General features: G+C 41.0%; 19 protein-coding genes. 18 read left to right on the top strand and 1 reads right to left on the bottom strand.

Annotated features, from left to right (window positions below; all coding sequences use genetic code 11):
• The first annotated feature begins 7 nt into the window (after positions 1-7).
• The 10 genes from H7U19_RS00095 (at position 8) to asnS (ending at position 10,604) form a co-directional block, all read left to right on the top strand.
• A complete protein-coding gene (locus H7U19_RS00095) occupies positions 8-595 on the top strand; it encodes a TetR/AcrR family transcriptional regulator (protein ID WP_186557805.1) in 588 nt (195 codons plus the stop codon).
• 196 nt (positions 596-791) lie between these two features.
• A complete protein-coding gene (gene rplM / locus H7U19_RS00090; protein WP_186557804.1) occupies positions 792-1,247 on the top strand; it encodes a 50S ribosomal protein L13 in 456 nt (151 codons plus the stop codon).
• Positions 1,247-1,633 (top strand): 30S ribosomal protein S9, encoded by a 387-nt coding sequence (rpsI, locus tag H7U19_RS00085; RefSeq protein WP_186557803.1) that lies wholly within the window; start codon positions 1,247-1,249, stop codon positions 1,631-1,633. The genes rplM and rpsI overlap by 1 nt, the downstream gene beginning before the upstream one ends.
• Before the next feature lie 218 nt (positions 1,634-1,851).
• Entirely contained in the window at positions 1,852-2,625 is a 774-nt protein-coding gene (rpsB, locus tag H7U19_RS00080; protein ID WP_186557802.1) for a 30S ribosomal protein S2, read from the top strand.
• An 81-nt stretch (positions 2,626-2,706) separates the two neighbouring features.
• Entirely contained in the window at positions 2,707-3,681 is a 975-nt protein-coding gene (gene tsf, locus H7U19_RS00075) for a translation elongation factor Ts (protein ID WP_186557801.1), read from the top strand.
• A 137-nt stretch (positions 3,682-3,818) separates the two neighbouring features.
• Complete coding sequence (pyrH, locus tag H7U19_RS00070) at positions 3,819-4,526, top strand: UMP kinase (protein WP_186557800.1); 708 nt, start codon at positions 3,819-3,821, stop codon at positions 4,524-4,526.
• Between the two features lie 169 nt (positions 4,527-4,695).
• The gene (frr, locus tag H7U19_RS00065; protein ID WP_186557799.1) at positions 4,696-5,253 is read left to right on the top strand and encodes a ribosome recycling factor; all 558 of its coding nucleotides are present in this window, start codon (positions 4,696-4,698) and stop codon (positions 5,251-5,253) included.
• A 171-nt stretch (positions 5,254-5,424) separates the two neighbouring features.
• Entirely contained in the window at positions 5,425-6,582 is a 1,158-nt protein-coding gene (locus H7U19_RS00060; protein WP_246454560.1) for a hypothetical protein, read from the top strand.
• A gap of 60 nt (positions 6,583-6,642) precedes the next feature.
• On the top strand, positions 6,643-9,054 hold the full coding sequence (locus H7U19_RS00055) for an efflux RND transporter permease subunit (RefSeq protein WP_186557798.1): 2,412 nt from the start codon (positions 6,643-6,645) through the stop codon (positions 9,052-9,054).
• A gap of 116 nt (positions 9,055-9,170) precedes the next feature.
• Complete coding sequence (gene asnS / locus H7U19_RS00050) at positions 9,171-10,604, top strand: asparagine--tRNA ligase (protein WP_186557797.1); 1,434 nt, start codon at positions 9,171-9,173, stop codon at positions 10,602-10,604.
• Between the two features lie 16 nt (positions 10,605-10,620).
• Here the strand turns inward: asnS and H7U19_RS00045 are convergent, their stop codons facing one another.
• Entirely contained in the window at positions 10,621-10,782 is a 162-nt protein-coding gene (locus tag H7U19_RS00045; RefSeq protein WP_186557796.1) for a hypothetical protein, read from the bottom strand.
• Between the two features lie 134 nt (positions 10,783-10,916).
• On the opposite strand from H7U19_RS00045, the gene H7U19_RS00040 reads away from it, so the two are divergent.
• The 8 genes from H7U19_RS00040 to H7U19_RS00005 all read left to right on the top strand — a co-directional run bounded on the left by H7U19_RS00040 (position 10,917) and on the right by H7U19_RS00005 (position 19,567).
• Complete coding sequence (locus tag H7U19_RS00040) at positions 10,917-11,804, top strand: VOC family protein (RefSeq protein ID WP_186557795.1); 888 nt, start codon at positions 10,917-10,919, stop codon at positions 11,802-11,804.
• The gene (locus H7U19_RS00035) at positions 11,801-13,093 is read left to right on the top strand and encodes an alginate lyase family protein (protein ID WP_186557794.1); all 1,293 of its coding nucleotides are present in this window, start codon (positions 11,801-11,803) and stop codon (positions 13,091-13,093) included. Before H7U19_RS00040 ends, H7U19_RS00035 begins: the two co-directional genes overlap by 4 nt.
• A 276-nt stretch (positions 13,094-13,369) precedes the next feature.
• On the top strand, positions 13,370-14,719 hold the full coding sequence (locus tag H7U19_RS00030; RefSeq protein WP_186557793.1) for a Gfo/Idh/MocA family protein: 1,350 nt from the start codon (positions 13,370-13,372) through the stop codon (positions 14,717-14,719).
• 12 nt (positions 14,720-14,731) lie between these two features.
• Complete coding sequence (locus H7U19_RS00025; protein ID WP_186557792.1) at positions 14,732-15,685, top strand: sugar phosphate isomerase/epimerase family protein; 954 nt, start codon at positions 14,732-14,734, stop codon at positions 15,683-15,685.
• Positions 15,686-15,689: 4 nt separating this feature from the next.
• A complete protein-coding gene (locus tag H7U19_RS00020; RefSeq protein WP_186557791.1) occupies positions 15,690-17,090 on the top strand; it encodes an enolase C-terminal domain-like protein in 1,401 nt (466 codons plus the stop codon).
• A 492-nt stretch (positions 17,091-17,582) separates the two neighbouring features.
• Positions 17,583-18,470 carry a VOC family protein gene (locus tag H7U19_RS00015; protein WP_186557790.1) on the top strand — a complete coding sequence of 296 codons (888 nt, stop codon included), beginning with the start codon at positions 17,583-17,585 and terminating at the stop codon, positions 18,468-18,470.
• A 13-nt stretch (positions 18,471-18,483) separates the two neighbouring features.
• The gene (locus H7U19_RS00010; protein WP_186557789.1) at positions 18,484-18,648 is read left to right on the top strand and encodes a hypothetical protein; all 165 of its coding nucleotides are present in this window, start codon (positions 18,484-18,486) and stop codon (positions 18,646-18,648) included.
• Positions 18,649-18,790: 142 nt separating this feature from the next.
• Positions 18,791-19,567 (top strand): hypothetical protein, encoded by a 777-nt coding sequence (locus tag H7U19_RS00005; protein WP_222597359.1) that lies wholly within the window; start codon positions 18,791-18,793, stop codon positions 19,565-19,567.
• Positions 19,568-19,836: the final 269 nt, after the last annotated feature.

Genomic DNA, 19,836 nt, shown 5'->3' with positions numbered 1-19,836 from the left:
TTGTCTCATGAGAGAAGATTACATTAATACGGGAAGAAGCAATCAGAAACAGAGTACCAGAGACAAGATTCTTAAAAGCACCCACAATTTTTTAAAAGGCGGGTTGGATTTTAGCCTCGAAGACGTTGCTACAAAAGCAGGTGTTTCTCGGGCTACCATATATAGATACTATTCTAATGTTGACGTTCTGGCTTCCGAAGCAAGTTTAGACATCAACACCCTAAGCCCGGCGGAACTATTAGAAACATTGCAAGGCAAAAGCCTGAAAGACACTATTCTCGGCATTCAAGATTACTTTAACCAGCTTGCCATAGAAAATGAAAATGCCTTCCGAAAATACCTAAGCTTTAATTTAGCTTCGGCATCTTCCAAATCTACCCGAGGGGCCAGACGCGAAAAAGCCCTACAACTTGCTTTGAAAAACACCGGTTTTACAACTGCCAAAAAAAACGAAATGAGCCATTTGTTTACATTATTTATGGGTATTGAACCCATCATCGTGGCAAAGGACGTATCTATGCTTGATAATAGCCAAGCGCTGGATCATCTTAAAAAGGGACTTTTATTGATGATGGAAAATTTTGGGATTGACTAAGCCGGATTTATTTGTCCAAATTCTCTCAATTCCATCGATTATTTCTAAAGCAGATTGCAACCTGTTTCGCACCTCAATTCGACTAAAAAATACTTGTCAAAAAAGCCAACCCACTGTTTGGTAATCAAATATTTAATCGTAGATTTGCAAACTCTTTTTCAGAAAGAGGAATGTTTAATCAGAAAAATAAGTAAGTGTGGACACATTAAGCTACAAAACGATTTCGGCCAACAAAGCTACTGTTGATAAGCAGTGGGTAGTTGTTGATGCTGAAAATCAAGCGCTTGGTCGTTTAGCTTCTAAAGTTGCAAAACTTTTAAGAGGTAAGCACAAGCCAAACTTCACGCCACACGTTGATTGCGGAGATAACGTAATTGTTATCAATGCTGAAAAAATCAACTTATCTGGAAACAAGTGGAACGATAAAACGTATATCCGTCACACAGGTTACCCAGGAGGGCAAAGAAGTTTAACTGCTACTGAAATGTTCGGAAAAAACCCTGCACGTTTAGTAGAAAAATCAGTAAAAGGAATGCTACCTAAAAACAAATTAGGGTCAGCTTTATTCCGTAACCTAACGGTTGTAGTTGGTACTGAGCACAAACACGAGGCTCAAAAACCAAAAGCAATCAATTTAAACGAATTTAATTAATGGATGTAATTCACAAAATCGGCCGTAGAAAGACGGCTGTTGCTCGTGTGTATGTTGCCGAAGGAAAAGGTAACATCACGGTGAACAAAAAAGACTTAGCGAGTTACTTTACCACTGCCACGTTGCAGTACAAGGTAAAGCAACCATTGGCTTTGACTAACAATGATGGCAACTTTGATATTACAGTAAATGTATATGGCGGTGGTATCACTGGTCAAGCAGAAGCTGTACGTTTAGCTATCTCTCGCGCAATGTGCGAAATAGATGCTGAAAACAGAGGTATCCTAAAGCCAGAAGGTTTGTTAACAAGAGACCCAAGAATGGTAGAGCGTAAGAAATTCGGTCAGAAGAAAGCGCGTAAGAAATTCCAGTTCTCTAAACGTTAATATTCCAAAACTCTTAATTCAGAATCTGAAAGGTCAGATTCTGAATTACTTTTTTTTATTGAAAAGATCCTGAAACGAGTTCAGGACATTGAAACCAGTTATTGTTGTCTATTTCGCGAAAGCGGAAAGATTTAGTTTAGCATCTAAATGGTTAAGGCGATTTGAAAGATGACCACTTAATCATTGCTAATTCAACAGAACGTAAACTATTACAAAAAATGGCAGTAGAAGTAAAAGAACTACTAGAAGCAGGTGTACACTTTGGACACCTTACACGTAAGTGGGACCCAAACATGGCACCTTACGTTTATATGGAGCGTAACGGCATCCATATTATCAACCTTTACAAAACAGCAGCTAAAATTGATGAAGCTGGAGCGGCATTGGCAAAAATTGCAGCTTCAGGACGCAAAATCTTGTTCGTAGCTACTAAAAAGCAAGCGAAGGACATCGTTGCTGAAAAAGCTAGCGCCATCAACATGCCTTACATCACTGAAAGATGGCCAGGTGGTATGTTGACCAACTTTGTAACTATCAGAAAAGCGGTCAAGAAAATGGCCTCTATCGATAGGATGAAGAAAGACGGCACATTTAACACGTTATCTAAAAAAGAACGTTTACAAGTTGACCGTTTAAGAGCTAAGCTTGAAAAGAACTTAGGTTCTATTAGCGACATGACGCGTTTACCAGGTGCTTTATTTGTTGTGGATATCAAGCGTGAGCACATTGCAATTAAGGAAGCACAGAAATTAAACATTCCAATCTTTGCAATGGTGGATACCAATTCAGACCCACGTCAAGTGGATTATGTAATCCCCGCAAACGATGATGCTTCTAAATCAATCAATAAGATTTTAACCCACGTTACTGATGCTGTAGCTGGTGGTTTGGCAGAACGTAAAGCTGAAAAAGAAGCTGGAGCAGCTGAAAAAGACGCACCTAAAGCTGAAGCCAAAAAAGCTGAAGCAGTTGTAGCCGAGGAAGAAGAATAAATAACACAAATACAACATTGAAGTCGTTTAGTTATTTTCTCTTCGAAATAAATTAAACGGCTTTTTTAAATTAAAAATATCATGAGTACTACAGTAAAAATTACAGCCCAAGAGGTTAATAAATTAAGACAAGCTACAGGCGCAGGTATGATGGACTGCAAAAAAGCCTTAGTTGAAGCTGAAGGTGATTTTGATAAAGCGATTGAAATCCTTCGTAAAAAAGGACAAAAAGTAGCCGCTAAGAGAGCAGACAGAGAATCTACTGAAGGTGCAGCCGTTGCAAAAGTTAACGCTGACAATACTGTTGGTGTTGCCATTGTTTTAGGTTGTGAAACTGACTTTGTTGGTAAAAACGAAAACTTCTTAGCATTGGCTAGCCAACTTGGTGAGATTGCATTAGGCACTTCTTCTAAAGAAGAGTTTTTAGCTGCCGATTTTGACGGTATGACCGTTGCTGACAAATTAGTTGAGCAAACTGGTGTTATTGGGGAAAAACTGGACATTAAGGCTTTTGAAAAAGTTGAAGCCGCTTATGTTGGCTCTTACGTACATATCAATAAAATTGCAGCTATCGTTGGGTTTTCTAGCGTTGTAGATAACGTTGAAACTCTAGCTAAAGATGTAGCAATGCAAATCGCTTCTATGGGAGCAACTACATTATCTTACAAAGATTTTGACCCAGCTTATGTAGCATCTGAAACTGAAGCTAGAATTGCTGCTATCGAAAAAGACAACGAAGAATTGGCACGTTTAGGTAAAACATTGAAAAATTTACCAAAATACATTTCTCAGTTACAATTAACTCCTGAAGTTATTGCTCAAGCTGAAGAAGATGCAAAAGCTGAATTGAAAGCTGAAGGTAAGCCTGAGCAAATCTGGGACAGAATTTTACCAGGTAAAATGCAACGTTTCATCTCTGATAACACTACCTTGGATCAAGAGCAGTGTTTATTAAACCAAAACTTCATTAAAGACGAGAAGAAAACTGTTGAAGCTTATGTTTCTTCTTATGGTGAGGTCGAAATCACTAGTTTTAAACGTGTAACCCTAGGGTAATTCTTAACGGGTTTCATTATAAATTAAACCACTGTTTTTTTTAAATGGTGGTTTTTTTATGTCTTAAATCCAAAGTAAATTCAGTGTAAGAAATAAAAAAATAATGTAGTTTTGCTAAACTTCAGTAGAAACAACTAATGAAATACAAAAGAATACTCCTTAAACTATCAGGCGAAGCCTTAATGGGAAAACGCCAATACGGCATCGATCCTGACCGCTTGGCGGAATACGCCAATGACATCAAAACGATAACTGACAAAGGTGTTGAAGTCGCCATTGTTATTGGAGGTGGTAATATTTTCCGTGGTGTGGCCGGAGCTAGCAATGGCATGGACCGAGTTCAAGGCGACCATATGGGCATGCTAGCTACCGTCATTAATGGTTTAGCGTTGCAAAGTGCGCTTGAGAATGCTGGGGTCCCTACGCGGTTACAAACAGCAATTAAAATTAATGAGGTGGCTGAGCCTTTTATACGTAGAAAAGCAATGCGCCATCTGGAAAAAGGACGTGTGGTAATTTTTGGTGGTGGCACGGGAAATCCTTATTTTACAACAGATTCCGCTGCTGTATTACGGGCCATTGAGATAGAGGCAGATGTGATTTTAAAAGGTACGCGGGTAGATGGTATTTATAATACCGACCCTGAAAAGGACAGTTCAGCCACAAAGTTCAATACGATATCATTTGAAGATGTATTAAAGCGAGGGTTAAAAGTTATGGATACCACAGCATTTACACTGAGCCAAGAGAATGAATTACCTATAATCGTGTTTGACATGAACAAAAAAGGAAACCTACTTAAAGTGGTTTCCGGGGAAAGCATCGGGACTGTGGTCAATATCTAATTGAAAAGTGTCTTGTCGCTTAGTGGCGAATTCCTTTAAATCTGTCATTCACGTGATCCCGATAGCTATCGGGACAGGAATCTAAAATAAAAATGTTTTATTTTGGCTTAATTTTTGAATCTTTTGTTACTGAGCGCAGTCGAAGTATTGATAATTAAATTTTTAAAAGATGAACGAAGACATACAATTTATAATAGATTCCGCCAAGGAGGCCATGGATTCCGCTATGAAGCACCTGGAAAAGCAGTTGGTCAACATCAGGGCGGGCAAAGCAAGCCCAGCCATGCTGGGAAGTGTAATGGTGGACTATTATGGCTCTCAAACGCCTTTGAATCAAGTAGCCAATGTGAATACCCCGGACGGAAGGACAATCACCGTGCAACCTTGGGAAAAAAGTATGCTACAAGAAATTGAGCGTGGCATCATGATTGCTAATCTAGGTTTTAACCCAATGAACAATGGTGAAAGCATAATCATCAATGTGCCACCGTTAACCGAGGAACGCAGAAAAACCCTTGCAAAACAAGCCAAGGCCGAAGCAGAGGATGCTAAGATTGGCGTTAGAAATGCTAGAAAAGATGCCAATAACGATATCAAAAAGCTGGATGATGTTTCGGAAGATCTTCAAAAGAATGCCGAAATTGACATACAAGAAATGACCGATACCTACGTTAAGAAAATAGATGATATCTTTGAAAATAAAGAAAAAGAAATAATGACGGTATAAAGGAAGCGACGGAAAAGTCGCTTTTTTTCTTAAAACCCAGTTTTCGTTTACTAACTAATGCTAAAATTTTGTGCTTTCCTTCTATGTCTTTGCCTTAGTTATCTGGTACAAGCACAAAATTCGACTGAACATCCATTTGAAACCCAAAAAGATTCTACTAACAAGGATTTCTTGTTAAAACAATTGGGCAACGGGTATCTCCACACAAAATATTTTGATTTTGACCTTCGATACCTCGTAAAATACAATCAGTATGAGGGTTTGCGAACTGGATTAGGAGGCATTACCAATGAAAATTTCTCAAATAAATTCCGAATCAATTCCTATCTGGTTTATGGGTTTGCCGACCAACGTTTTAAATATAGTGTAGGTGGCGGGGTACGACTTGCACCCCAAACCAACACATGGCTGAACTATTCCTATACCGACGATCTTCAGGAAACGGGTAGTTCAAAGTTTTTAACTGACACAAGGTTTTTCCAGTTTTTTGAACCCCGTTTGTTGAATATCGATTTGTTCCATAAACATATCACACATGCGATTTCTTTGGAACACCAATTGCACCCCAAATTATCTTCTGGGCTACAGTTTGCTATTAGTAATGTAGAACCGACTTACAGCTATCAGTACGCCTTAGATGGGGATACATGGAGTAAATTTAATCTTAGTACCGCCACCGTATCATTGGCCTGGAGTCCTTTCAATAAATTTAAGGACACTGAAGATATGCTGCCCGAAATGAAAGAAGGCTTTCCAAAATTCACAATGCAGTTGACAAAAAGTTATAAGGGCGTATTTGATGGCGATTTCAATTTTGTCAAATTAGACCTCAAAACCATTCATCGCATTGAACATAAAAATGAAAATATTTCGGAATTCACTTTCGTGTCGGGCATTGCAAGGGGAAATACACCTCTTACTCATCTATATCACGCTTATCCTAACAATATCAACAAGGAAACAGTGATGCAACGTTTTTCGGTAGCAGGACTGACCAGTTTTGAAACCATGTACTTTAACGAGTTTTTTTCGGACAAATTCACCACCGCGCAGCTTAAACATTATTTAAAACCCTTCAATATTTCGCAACGTTACAAGCCCCAACTGGTATTGATCACTCGCTACGCTATTGGAGACATGAAAAATCCGGAACGTCATCAAAATGTCACCTTCGGTTCACTAAAAAAAGGCTATACGGAATCAGGGTTTGAACTGAACAAATTGCTCTTTGGTTTTGGTTTGAGCTTTACTTATCGTTACGGGGCTTATCACCTCCCGTCTATTGCTGATAATGTGGCCTTTAAATTCACTTTTAACTTAACATTATAGGGGTTTTAACCACACTTACTACATTGTTTTTTCTACCTTTGCCCATCGTTATAAAAACGCATGTTTAAATTATTGACAAAAGACTTTTGGGACCTGACCGCTAGGATTATTCTTCGGAATAAAATAGTGATTCTTGTTGGGATTATCATTGCAACCTATCTGTTCAGCACCCAATGGGACAATATGCGTTTTAGCAATACCGAGGCGAACCTGCTTCCCGACCACCACGAAGCCAACATCAGCTACAGCAACTTTTTGGACACCTTCGGAGAAGAAGGCAATTTGATCGTCATCGGCGTGAAAGATACGGCCGTATTTGATGTAAAACTCCTCAATGCCTGGAACAGGTTTTGTGGGGAATTTAAAAGCTATGATGCCATTGAAGCCGTTATTTCAATAAAAGATCTTCAAAAGCTAGTAAAAAATTCTGAAGAAGAACGCTTCGTTTTAGAGCCATTTATCAAGGACTCGATAACAAGTGTTGCGCAAATTGAGACCTTGCAAAACGAGCTATTCAACAAGTACCCTTTTTACGATAATTTTCTGTTTAATAGCGAAACCAAAACGATTCGTACCGCTCTATATTTTGAGAAATCACTAGTAAACACTTCCACTAGAAAGGAGTTCGTGCTCAATATTTTAGAACCAAAAATAGAGGCTTTTGAAAAGGATTACGGACTGGACGTTCGCGTTTCAGGTATGCCATATATCCGCACCAAAAATGCAGAAAACATTATTGGCGAAATCGGCAAATTTGTCTTGGCCGCCATGTTAGTCACCTCATTGATCTTCTTTTTCTTTTTCAGGTCGTTTCGGGCCACTTTTATCTCACTTATCGTGGTATGCATTGGGGTTATGTGGACCTTGGGCATTATCGGTTTGCTCAAATATGAAATCACCGTATTAACGGCACTTATTCCACCTTTGATCATCGTTATTGGCATACCAAACTGTATTTTCCTTATTAACAAATATCAACATGAGGTGAAATTGCATGGGAATAAAGTTAAATCCTTGCAACGGGTTATTACCAAAATCGGTAATGCCACCTTGATGACCAATGTTACTACTGCATCGGGTTTTGCAACTTTTATTCTGACGGAAAGTACCCTTTTAAAAGAATTCGGTATTGTTGCCTCCTTGAGTATTCTGGCCATATTTATTCTTTGCCTTCTAATTATTCCAATCATTTATACCTTTCTTCCATTCCCGAAGGACCGCCATTTGGAACATTTAAACAAGCGTTGGATAGGCGGATTTGTAGACTGGATGGAACGGATGGTAAGGCAACGCCGCATTGCCATTTATGCCATATCTTTTTTGCTGGTGATTGTGAGTATGATTGGCATGTATCAAATTAAGATTTCGGGGAGTTTGATTGAAGATATGCCTCAAGAATCGCAATTTGTAAATGATATCCGGTTTTTTGAAGAGGAATTTGACGGTATTTTGCCGGTTGAAATTATGGTAGACACCAAGCGTAAAAAAGGTGTGATGAAACTGTCCACCTTAAAGCGAATGGATCAGATTGAAACTTATATTGAGGAAACCCCCGAACTTTCAAAACCCATTTCGGTAGTTGGGCTGGTAAAATATTCAAAACAGGCCTATTACAATGGCAACCCTAAATATTACCAGCTTCCCACCTCACAGGAAAACAGTTTTATTCTATCTTATGCCAAAAACTCATCTTCGGATGTAGACTTACTGAAAAATTTTGTGGATAGCACGGGACAATATGCCCGCATTACCACCTTTATGAAGGATATCGGTACCGATAAAATGGAGCGTATCCAAGAAAACCTCCAAGAAAAAATCGACAAGGTTTTTCCAACGGAACAATATGATGTATCCCTAACCGGAAAGGCCCTCGTATTCCAAAAAGGGACAAAATATTTGATTAAAAATCTAGCCATATCCTTGTCTTTGGCCATTTTGTTGATTTCATTGTTCATGGCCTATATGTTCCGCTCGGGGAGAATGATTATTGTATCGTTAATCCCTAACCTGTTGCCTCTTTTGGTTACCGCAGGCTTAATGGGCTACATTGGCGTCCCTATAAAACCGTCTACCATTTTGGTGTTTAGTATTGCCTTCGGTATTTCGGTGGACGATACCATTCACTTTTTGGCCAAATACCGTCAGGAACTCCAAGCCAACAAATGGAAAATTAAACCGTCCGTTTACGGTGCACTCCGTGAAACCGGGGTCAGTATGTTTTATACTTCTATCGTCCTGTTTTTTGGGTTTTCGGTATTTACCATTTCCAGTTTTGGGGGTACCGTAGCTTTGGGAGCTTTGGTTTCAGCAACACTATTGTTCGCCATGCTGTCCAATTTATTGCTATTGCCTTCGCTATTATTATCCTTAGAACGAAGCATAGCCAACAAGGAAGTGTTAAGAAAACCGCCTATCAATATTATTCCTGAGGAAGATGACAAGGAGGAGGAAGCTGCTGTAAATGAAGCCTAATTACACTTTAAAACCTGATTTTAAATAATTAACCCAAATTTTATCTGATTTTTAGATTTTAGAATTTGATTTTTCAAGTTTGAAACCATTATATTTACTGTTCAAAACCCTTAAGTATGCAGTTATATTCTGTCTCTCAGTTATTAAAACAAGAAAATAAGCTACCAGAAGTAGAAGTAAAAGGCTGGGTTAGAACCTTTAGGGCGAATCGATTTATAGCTTTAAACGATGGCTCTACTTTGAATAATATCCAATGCGTAGTTGATTTTGAAAACATGGAAGAGGCTGTTTTAAAACGCATTACCACTGGGGCCGCACTGCACATTAAGGGTGAATTGGTAGAAAGCCAAGGCAAAGGACAGGCCGTAGAAATTATAGTGAGCGAGTTGGAAGTTTTGGGCGATTCCGACCCAGAAGCCTATCCTATTCAACCCAAAAAACATTCCTTCGAATTTTTGCGCGAACATGCCCATTTAAGGACGCGCACCAATACGTTCAGTGCCGTGATGCGATTGCGTTCTGCGCTGTCCTACGCCATTCATAAATATTTTAACGACCATGGGTTTTACTACATGCACACCCCGATTATCACAGGCAGTGATGCCGAAGGAGCAGGCGAAATGTTTAAAGTGACGAAACTAGATGCTAAAAACCCACCGATAAACGGCAATGGCAAGGTGGACTACTCCAAGGATTTCTTCGGAAAGGAAACCAATTTGACCGTTTCGGGACAATTGGAGGCCGAAACTTATGCCATGTCTTTGGGAAAAGTGTATACCTTTGGCCCCACATTTCGAGCTGAAAACTCCAATACCTCCCGCCATTTATCTGAATTTTGGATGATTGAGCCCGAAGTGGCTTTTATGGATTTACCGGGCAACATGGATTTGGCCGAGGATTTTATGAAATATGTGCTGAACTATGTTTTGGAACACAATCGTGACGATTTGGATTTTCTGGAGCAACGCCTTTTAAATGAGGAAAAAACAAAACCCCAGGCGGAACGTAGCGATATGGCACTAATTGAAAAATTAAGGTTTGTCATTGACAATAATTTTAAGCGAGTTAGCTATACCGAAGCCATTGATATTTTGCGCAACTGCAAACCTAATAAAAAGAAAAAATTCAAGTTCCCGATTGAGGAATGGGGTATCGATCTGCAAAGTGAACACGAGCGTTTTTTGGTAGAAAAACACTTCAAATGCCCTGTTATCCTTTTTGATTATCCTGCCAATATCAAAGCCTTTTATATGCGCTTAAATGATGATGGCAAAACCGTTCGCGCAATGGATATACTATTCCCTGGAATTGGCGAAATCGTCGGCGGCTCCCAACGGGAAGAACGCTTGGAAGTGCTAAAAGAAAAAATGGCCGCATTGGATATCCCCGAAGAAGAGCTGTGGTGGTATTTGGATTTGCGCAAATACGGTACGGCAGTACACTCCGGTTTTGGGCTTGGTTTTGAGCGTTTAGTAATGTTTGTTACCGGAATGGGCAATATTAGGGACGTGATTCCTTATCCGAGGACGCCTCAAAATGCGGAGTTTTAGTAAGCTTATTTTGAAGTTAACCTAAAGTCGTTACGAGTCCCATTTTGCATTTTGTTGAAAAATTCTGCATTGCAGGGTTAAAGGATACGACAGAAGCTGTATGGCACAAAGCTACGATTACACAGGTGTTGGCAACAATTGCCCTGTCATAAGCACGATCTACAATAGCCGCTTTCATCTTCTCTTTTATGAAGATTCCCTAAAAAGAGGGAAGCGGATGCAAATCATTGAATCTTTACTGCATATCTAATAATATTTAGTATCTTAACGTAATCATGTAAATTTTCAATTTCAATGTAAACGAAAAAGCATATGAAGAAAGTACTCCTTTTAACTCTACTGTTATCTTGCCTATCCATGGGAAAGAAAACTGAAAAAGTACTTCCCATTCTTGGAATAGCCCATGTGGGGTTTCAGGTCTCAAGCTTAGAGCAATCGCGTGCCTTCTATACGGCTTTCTATGGATTTGAATTCGCCTTTGCGGCGTATGAAGATCGAGAGGCCTGGTACTTAAAAATCAACGACAACCAGTTTGTGAAGTTAGTCTCAAAGCCTGAGGGGACGGATAACAATCGGTTAGTGGAAGTGGCATTTCAGGTATCAGACATAAAAACTACTGTCGCATTGCTCCGAGAAAGAGGACTCGATCCAGCACCCGTGGAAAAAAAATCCGATGGCACCTTGTCGAGTGTTCTTGTGGATCCGAACGGACATAACCTGATTTTTGTGGAATACACTTCCGATTCTAAACAAACACTAGCACGAGGCAAGCATCTAGGGTCCAGGCGGGTTTCTGACCGTTTGCTTCATGTGGGCATCACCATTGCAGACGAAGAGGCGGCCAACAAATTGTATCGAGACGCTTTGGGCTTTCAGGAGATTTGGCGTGGATCGCGTAAGGATGGTGGTCCAGATGCTTGGGTGAATATGCAGTTACCGGGAGATAGAGGCGACTACATTGAGTATATTCTCATTAACGATATGAAACTAAATCGAAGGCAAATGGGAACAATGCACCATATGTGCCTTTTGACTGATGATATTCAAAAGGCGCATCGCGATCTGTTATTTAATGCCTTGCCCGATCTTGAACGCTATGAGCCATTGATTGCCCGTAACAACCGCTGGGTTTGTAATGTGCACGATCTCGATGGTACGCGTTGTGAATTAATGGAATCAAAACCGGCGGTGACAAAATGATGAATATAATAATACCTTCACGTTTCTCCCTGTTGGCAATCCTATTTTTAATATTGAGTCCATTTATTCTTCCACAAACAAGTTTTGCACAGGACGAACTAGCTACGACTGTGGCTGAAAAAGAAAGTCCTCGTTTCTTCGGTGCAAGACGCGGCGCCTTGCCAGACGTTAAACAAGGAATTGCCCGAGGTGAAACCTCGCTAGTGCCAGCCTACCAAGCCCTGCTGAGGGTGGCGGACGAAGCTTTAGAGATAAAACCCCCAACGGTAACAAACAAAAAACGACATCCCGTCACGGGGAATCTAAATGACTACTATACTCAGGCTCCCTACCTTTGGCCTGACCCTTCGAAATCAGACGGTCTGCCCTACCTCCCAAAAGACGGCATAATAAATCCGGAATCCAGAAACCCTGATTTCGCCGATTATTCACGCGGCCATGAAATCGGCCACTTGGTGGAATCGCTCGCCCTTGCTTATTACCTTAGTGGCGAGGAGTCTTACGCCGCACATGCAGCCCGGTGCCTGCGAGTTTGGTTTATCAACCCCGCTACGCGAATGAATCCCCACCTGAAGTATGCACAAGCGGTACCCGGTCGAAACCAAGGGCGGTATATTGGAATGATTGAAGCGGGCGGTGTAGTGAAGGCGGTGGACGCTGCAGGGCTATTGGATGGATCGAGGCATTGGAGCGAAGACGATCGGGCGGCACTGGAGATTTGGATATCGGAATTTCTGGATTGGTTTATGAATAGCGATTATGGCCGCGAAGAGATTCAGATGCGACAGAATCATGGGACTATGTTCGACGTAAGAGTCGTACGCATGGCTCTGGCTTTGGGCAAGTACGACCTAGCTCGTGAAAGGCTAGAGTCGGTAAAAGAAAACCGTATTGCTCGTCAAATAGAACCGGATGGAGCACAGCCCATGGAGCTGCGTCGCACTAAGTCGTTTAACTACTCCGAAATGAATTTGACGGGGCTTACTGAGCTTGCAACTCTTGGCGAGTGGGTCGGGGTAGATTTGTGGACCTACGAGACGGCAGATGGCCGTAGTATCCGGCGAGCGCTAGAATTCCTTAGGCCTTATGTCGAAGAAGTGCCAGAAGGTTGGCCTCCCAGGGTCTGGCACTACAAGCAGGTGGTTCCCTTTCTGCCAGAGATTCTCGCTCCTGCATTTCGTATGGCGAGCATAGGGTATCAGGATGAGGAGTACGAAGCGATTGTTTCGCAGTTCCCTAGTTTTAGGGAATCAAGCTTTCAGCTAAAGCATCCAAAACGCTCGTTTTGAGCTTGCTCGTCATGGAATATTCGGTTGCATTGTATGTACTATTAACACATCAATAAGGCCCCAGAATCTATAACCGATTTTAAAAGACTAAAAGAACCTGAAGCCCACGGCTATAAATGCAAAACACTGAAGATTTATTCAAGGTTATGTAACATCCATTGATAAAACCTTTTGATGTAAGCATATGTAAAACAAATATTGAATACACCTTGATTAGGAAAGCAACCAACTAACACTACAATGCAAAATCGAAGAAAATTTATTAAAAACTCGTCCATGGCGACAATCGGATTGACATCTGGTTTACTGTCATCGGCCATGTCTATGACATCGGTCATGGGGGCGAACGAAAAAATCCGGATGGGCTTTATCGGCCTTGGTAACCGCGGAACTTTGTTGTTGAACTGGTTTATGGAAAACCCTGATGTTGAAGTGGCCGCCTTATGTGATGTTTACGAACCCTACACCCTGCGCGATCGCTCAAAGGTGGCCGAGCGTTATCTTGAAATCGGCAAAGTCCCAAAAATGGGAGAAGCATTCGGATCGAAGGTAAAACGTTATACCGATTTTCGAAAACTACTTGAGCAAAAAGATATAGATGCGGTATGTATCGCAACCCCGGATCACTGGCATGCGATACAGACGATTGCCGCTTTGGAGGCAGGAAAACACGTTTATGTTGAAAAACCATTGACTATTACCATTCAAGAGGGTCGGGCCATGGTGAATGCACACAAGAAATCCGGTAAGGTCTGTGCCGTCGGATTGAACCGCAGGGGCTCATCGATTTACCAACATTTGGCCAAAGAAGTCCAGAGTGGCATTATCGGTAAGGTCACTACTGCCCGCGCACAACGCACCAGCAATATGTACCCTAATGGCATTGGTATGCTTCAACCGGAGGAACCGCCAAAGGATTTTGATTGGGATATGTGGTTGGGGCCTCGGGCTTTCCGGCCGTATCAATATAATATCGCCCCATATTTTTTCCGTTGGTGGAAAGAATACTCATCCCAAATGGGCAACTGGGGGGTGCATTTTATGGATGTCATCCGTTGGATGTTGAATGAGCAGGCTCCAGTTGCCATAACCGCTACCGGCGGAAAATTTGCGGTTCAAGATGATCGTAATATTCCCGATACCATGGAAGTTCTCTTTGAAATGCCTTCAAAATCGATAATAAAATTCAGTATCCATGAAGCCAGTGGAGGTGGTGCAATTTCCGGAGGGGAAGTTGAATTGCACGGGGCAAAGGGTAATTTAATCGCCGACCAAAATGGCTATTCGATATCATCCGCGCAACCCGGACAGTTTCAGACCTGGAACACCTTAGTTGAGCCAGTTGAAAAGAAATTGGAGGGTGGTGCCGAATTCGGAGATATGGGAAGCAAAGAGAATTCCACGGGCAACCTTATCCGTAATTTCTTGGATTGTATAAAAGATGGCGGCGAGCCACTTTGCTCGTTGGAAGAGGGCCACCGCTCCACAAGTTTTGCCCATTTGGCCAATATTTCATTGGAACTAGGGCAACGCATTGAATGGGATGCGGTGAACGAACGTATAACCAATAGTGAAAAGGCAAACGAATACCTGCACTACGAATATCGCGCCCCTTGGAGACTCTAAATTAGTAAGACCATGAAGAATCATCGAAGAAAGTTTATAAAGCAAACAGTCCTTGCGGCAGCTGCCATTCCCTTTTCAAATGTTATGGCTGCAACCAAAAGTGGGCAGAAATCAAAACCGTATCCTATCAGTTTGTTTACCAAGCCGCTCGATAAATATGGCCCTGATTTTTTGATGGATACCGTAAAAATGGCAGGTTTTGATGGACTAGATCCGACCGTTAGGCCAAAAGGTTGTGTATTGCCGGAAGCGGTGGAAGTTGATTTACCCAAAATCATCGAAATGGCAAAACAAAAAGGATTGACCGTTGAAATGATAGTAAGTAACATCTCAAAGGCTGACGACCCAATGGCTGAAAAGGTTTTATCTACCGCTGCCAAACATGGGATTACACATTATCGTTTAGGGTACTATAAATATGATCTGAAGCTTGGGGTACGCTCTTCCATTGAAAAGATAAAAAGCGAAATGGAAGCACTAGCCGAAATGAATAGACGTATAGGAATCCAAGGAGGCTATCAAAATCATGCAGGGACTTGGTTTGGAGCTTCTATGTGGGATTTGGCGGAAGTGCTGCACGATATTCCCAAAGAGTGGATGAGCAATCAGTTCGATATTCGACATGCGGTTTGCGAAGGCAACAAATCTTGGATAACATCTATGCACCTATTGGCAGAAAAAATAGGCTCCCTTGCTATAAAGGATTTCACATGGGATGTTGGTAGAGGCCAATCGAAAGTGAAAAAACTTCCGCTTGGAGAGGGCATCGTCGATTTCGATTTATATTTTAAAACCCTAAAAACTTTGGGCATTGTTGCGCCCATAACGCTTCACGCGGAATATGAATTGCTAAGTACTGAAGAAGAAAGATTATCGCCATTGCAACAACAGAAAATTTTGGTTTCAAAACTTAAAAAAGATGTGGATTTCATCCGCGAGAAACTTGTAAAACATCAGCTAAACTAGCCACATGGAAAACAATTCACGAAGAACATTTATAAAAAACGGATTGTTAGCCTCTGGGGCAATGGCCGTTACCCATCCTGTAAATCTTTTTGCCAATTCAAAAGAACAAGCAATGAAAAACATTACAATAAAAACCGTAAACTCTAATTTCGAGAGAGAACCGCTCATCCGTCCCTTTGGATTTAAAGGCGGGTATATGTCCGAAATCTGGCAAACCATCAGTTTTCTGGAAAGTACTTCCGGACAGCATCAAATCGGTCTTTGTACACAAAATGTGCTCTGGTCCGATGCGAAGGTTTTTGCCAATAATTCAGAAAGTGCCGGCAATGCGCTTATGTATGCCATAACGGAACGGGCACAACAAATGATCAAAGGGCAAAGTTTTACGAGTCCCGTTGATTTGCTTGACCAAATGCTTCCCGAAGTGTACGAATATGCCAAGAAAGTAACTTCTAATCCAGATTTGAGAAAGACCTTTGCCTTGAATGCATTGGTCGGTGTGGATAATGCCCTATGGCTTTTGTACGCACAAGAAAACGGATTCACCACTTTCGATGACATGATTCCGAAGGCGTACAAACCATCGCTTTCACATAATCATGAAAAAGTGGCGGCTATTCCATTGATGGCGTACACGATTCCCATTGATGAGATTAAAACAGCGGTGGATGACGGGTATTTTTTTATGAAGATAAAAATCGGGCAGCCGGGCTCACAACAAGAAATGCTTGAAAAGGACAAAGCCAGATTATCGGCCATTCACAAAGCCATTGGCGATGTACGTACGCCCTATTCGAAAAATGGAAAATTGCCCTATTACTTTGATGCCAATGGAAGATATGAGAAGAAAGAGACTTTGCTACAGCTTTTGGATCATGCCAAAAAAATAGGTGCTTTTGAACAAATAGCCATCATCGAAGAACCTTTTGCCGAGGAACTTGAATTCGATGTTTCCGATATTCCCGTTCGGCTAGCGGCCGATGAAAGCGCCCACACCGATGAAGACGCCATTAAACGTATGGAAATGGGCTATAAGGCCATAGCTTTAAAGGCGATAGCGAAAACCTTAAGCATGACAATGAAAATCGCCCAAGCGGCCTATGAACGTGATATTCCCTGTTTTTGTGCCGACCTTACGGTCAACCCGATATTGGTCGAATGGAACAAAAATGTGGCGGCACGACTAAAGCCTTTCCCGGGGATGGGACATCTCGGTCTTGTTGAAAGTAACGGCCATCAAAACTATAAAAACTGGAACACCATGTTGACTTACCATCCGCATCCAAATGCCAGTTGGGTAAACGCGAAAAAAGGTGTTTACGAGTTAAACGAGGATTTCTATGGGAAAAGTGGCGGTATTTTTGACCGCTCGGAACATTATGAATCTATCTTTGCAAAGCCCTAGTTAAGTTTAAAAATTGTCGCAGTGGCTATTTCCTTTGGTGGGTTCTTTACAACCATAAGAGAAAAAGATGACTGGCACCTCTAGTAAGCCACTAGCTTGAAGACCGTTTTAGTTCGCCTCTTTTCTTCTAGCAATTTAATAATTCAAAGTAAAGGAGACCGTTAGCTATAATTTGTACAAAAATTCAGTACCATAATATTGACATGAGTTTTAATCCTCTCTTTTGTGCTTTCTTGTCTATTTTCTACTTCACACCCTCAATATGATTCCCAACAGTCCTTAAACCTTCATCTACATTTACATAATTAGGATCTATTTGCTCAACATTTTGAAAGTAAGCACATTGCAAACTAATTTGCAGTCACCAAATTCTTGAAATAACAAGAGGGAAGCGAACGGAAATAAGGCAATCTTTACTAAATACCTAGTAATATTTTAGTATCTTAAACTCGCTCCTAGCGCTTTTCAACCTCAATCTAAACACAAAAACGTATGAAGAAATTACTCGTTTTAACCCTAATAGTATCTTGGCTGTCGATGGGAATGAAAACTAAAAAAACACTGCCCATCTTGGGAATAGCCCACGTGGCGTTTCAAGTATCAAGCTTGGAACAATCGTGTGCCTTCTATTCGGATATCTATGGATTCGAATTCGCCTTTGCGGCGTATGAGGATCAGGAGACTTGGTATTTAAAAATCAACGACGACCAGTTCGTGAAGTTGGTCTCAAAGCCTGGGGGGACGGATGACAATCGGTTGGTGGAAATTGCTTTTCAGGTTTCGGACATCGAAACTACTGTCGGGATGCTCCGAGAAAGAGGGCTCGATCCGACACCCGTGGAAAAAAAGCCGGATGGTACCTTAGCGAGCAGTCTCGTAGACCCCAGCGGACATCACTTGATTTTTGTTGAATACACCTCCGGTTCCAAGCAGGCGCTATCACGAGGCAAGCATTTGGGGTCGAGACGGGTTTCCGATCGTTTGCTCCATGTGGGCATCACAATTACGGACGAAGAGGCGGCCGACGATTTATATCGAGATGCTTTAGCCTTTCAGGAGATTAGGCGGGAACCGGCTAAGGATGGCGGTCCGTATGGTTGGGTGAATATGCAGATGCCAGGAGATAGGGGTGACTATGTTGAACTTATCCTCATAAACGATATGAAACTGAGTAAAAAGCAAATGGGAACAATGCATCATATGTGCATTATGACTGATGATACTCGAAAGGCACACCGCGATATGCTAATTAATGGCTTGCCCGATCTTAAACGTTACGAGCCGATGATTGGTCGCAGTAAGCGTTGGCTGTGCAATGTGCATGATCTCGATGGTACGCGCGTTGAATTAATGGAATCAAAAGAAGCCGATACAAAATGATGAAGAGGTACAGATGCGACAGTATCATGGCACGATGTTCGACGTAAGCGTTGTGCACTTAGCGCTCTCTTTGGGCAAGCAAGACCTAACCCTTAAAAAGCTAGAGTCGGTAAAACAAAACCGTATCCCTCGACAAATAGAACTGGATGGCACATTGCGCTTGGTATTTGACCAATAATCGGACACGATTTCCCAGCTACACTTGGTTTTTCACCGATCCAGACTTTCATTTCTTGGATTGGATTCCCGCCTCTGTGGGGATGACGGGTTCAATTGAAATTTCTATGCAGAGAAAAATTTTTTGTAGCTAAATATTGACATTGTCAAAAAAAATCACGAACTTCGTTCCTGCCTGCTGGCAGGCAGGTAACGTCGGATATAGGCCATTAAAAACGGCGCATATCCATGGCAACATTGTACGTAATATGAGAAACGAACTTAAAACAATACTCTTTTTATTATTGTCATTTGTGTTTACAAATGCAAATGCAACTGGACAATATCCAGATAAAATTATTATCGACGGAAAGGAATATTCAATCAGAAACAATCCTTTGGAGCCTTTTTTTGAAAAATATCCAGACAGAAAACCAAAGACGAATATTATGTCGAGTGCACTTCACAGAGGATATATTGCAACATTTACATTAATAGACAAAAAATTATATTTAACAGATATTAAAATTAATGCCGAAAAAAAAGATTCTGAAAAAAAATGGAAAGCGGAAATGACATCAGTTTTTGATAAAGTCTTTCCAGGTCAAAATAAAGTTTTAATGGATTTATATAATGGAATCTTGATTGTTCATCTGAATTTAGAGGTTTCTTTTAAAGATAGAAATCGACTATTAATTGAATTTCAAAATGGAACTGAGCAAGAAAGACGAACGTATGATAATGAAAAGTATGAGGTATTTATGGATGAACAATTTGAACTTTATAAAAATACAGAAGAGTACAAAAGTGAATTCCTTGAATTAATGAAAGACGAAGAAGATGACGATGAATATTTTGAAAATAAACAGGAGAAAGAAAAATTTACGGAAAATTTAATACGAAGATATACACCAAATTTCACATCAAAATTTATTGATTAAAATACTACGTACAACAATGGCTATAAGTAATTGCTGGTTCTCGCCTACTTCTGAAAATCCTCGCGGATTTTCAGTTTGGTGTGTTCTTGCAAAGTTAAGTGCTAACCCACGCAACTACTCATAGCCGAGACCGTTGTAGCCAATTGTGACCCGTCCTGAATAAAGGCTACATAATCTTAAACAATTATGTACAAAAATGACAAAGTAATTAGACGGTATTCAGAATCTTTTAAACTCAAAATTTTAGACGAACTTACCGCCGGAAAACT

Source organism: Hyunsoonleella aquatilis, assembly GCF_014270105.1.
GTDB lineage: Bacteria > Bacteroidota > Bacteroidia > Flavobacteriales > Flavobacteriaceae > Jejuia > Jejuia aquatilis.
This window is presented reverse-complemented; position numbering and strand designations above follow the sequence as displayed.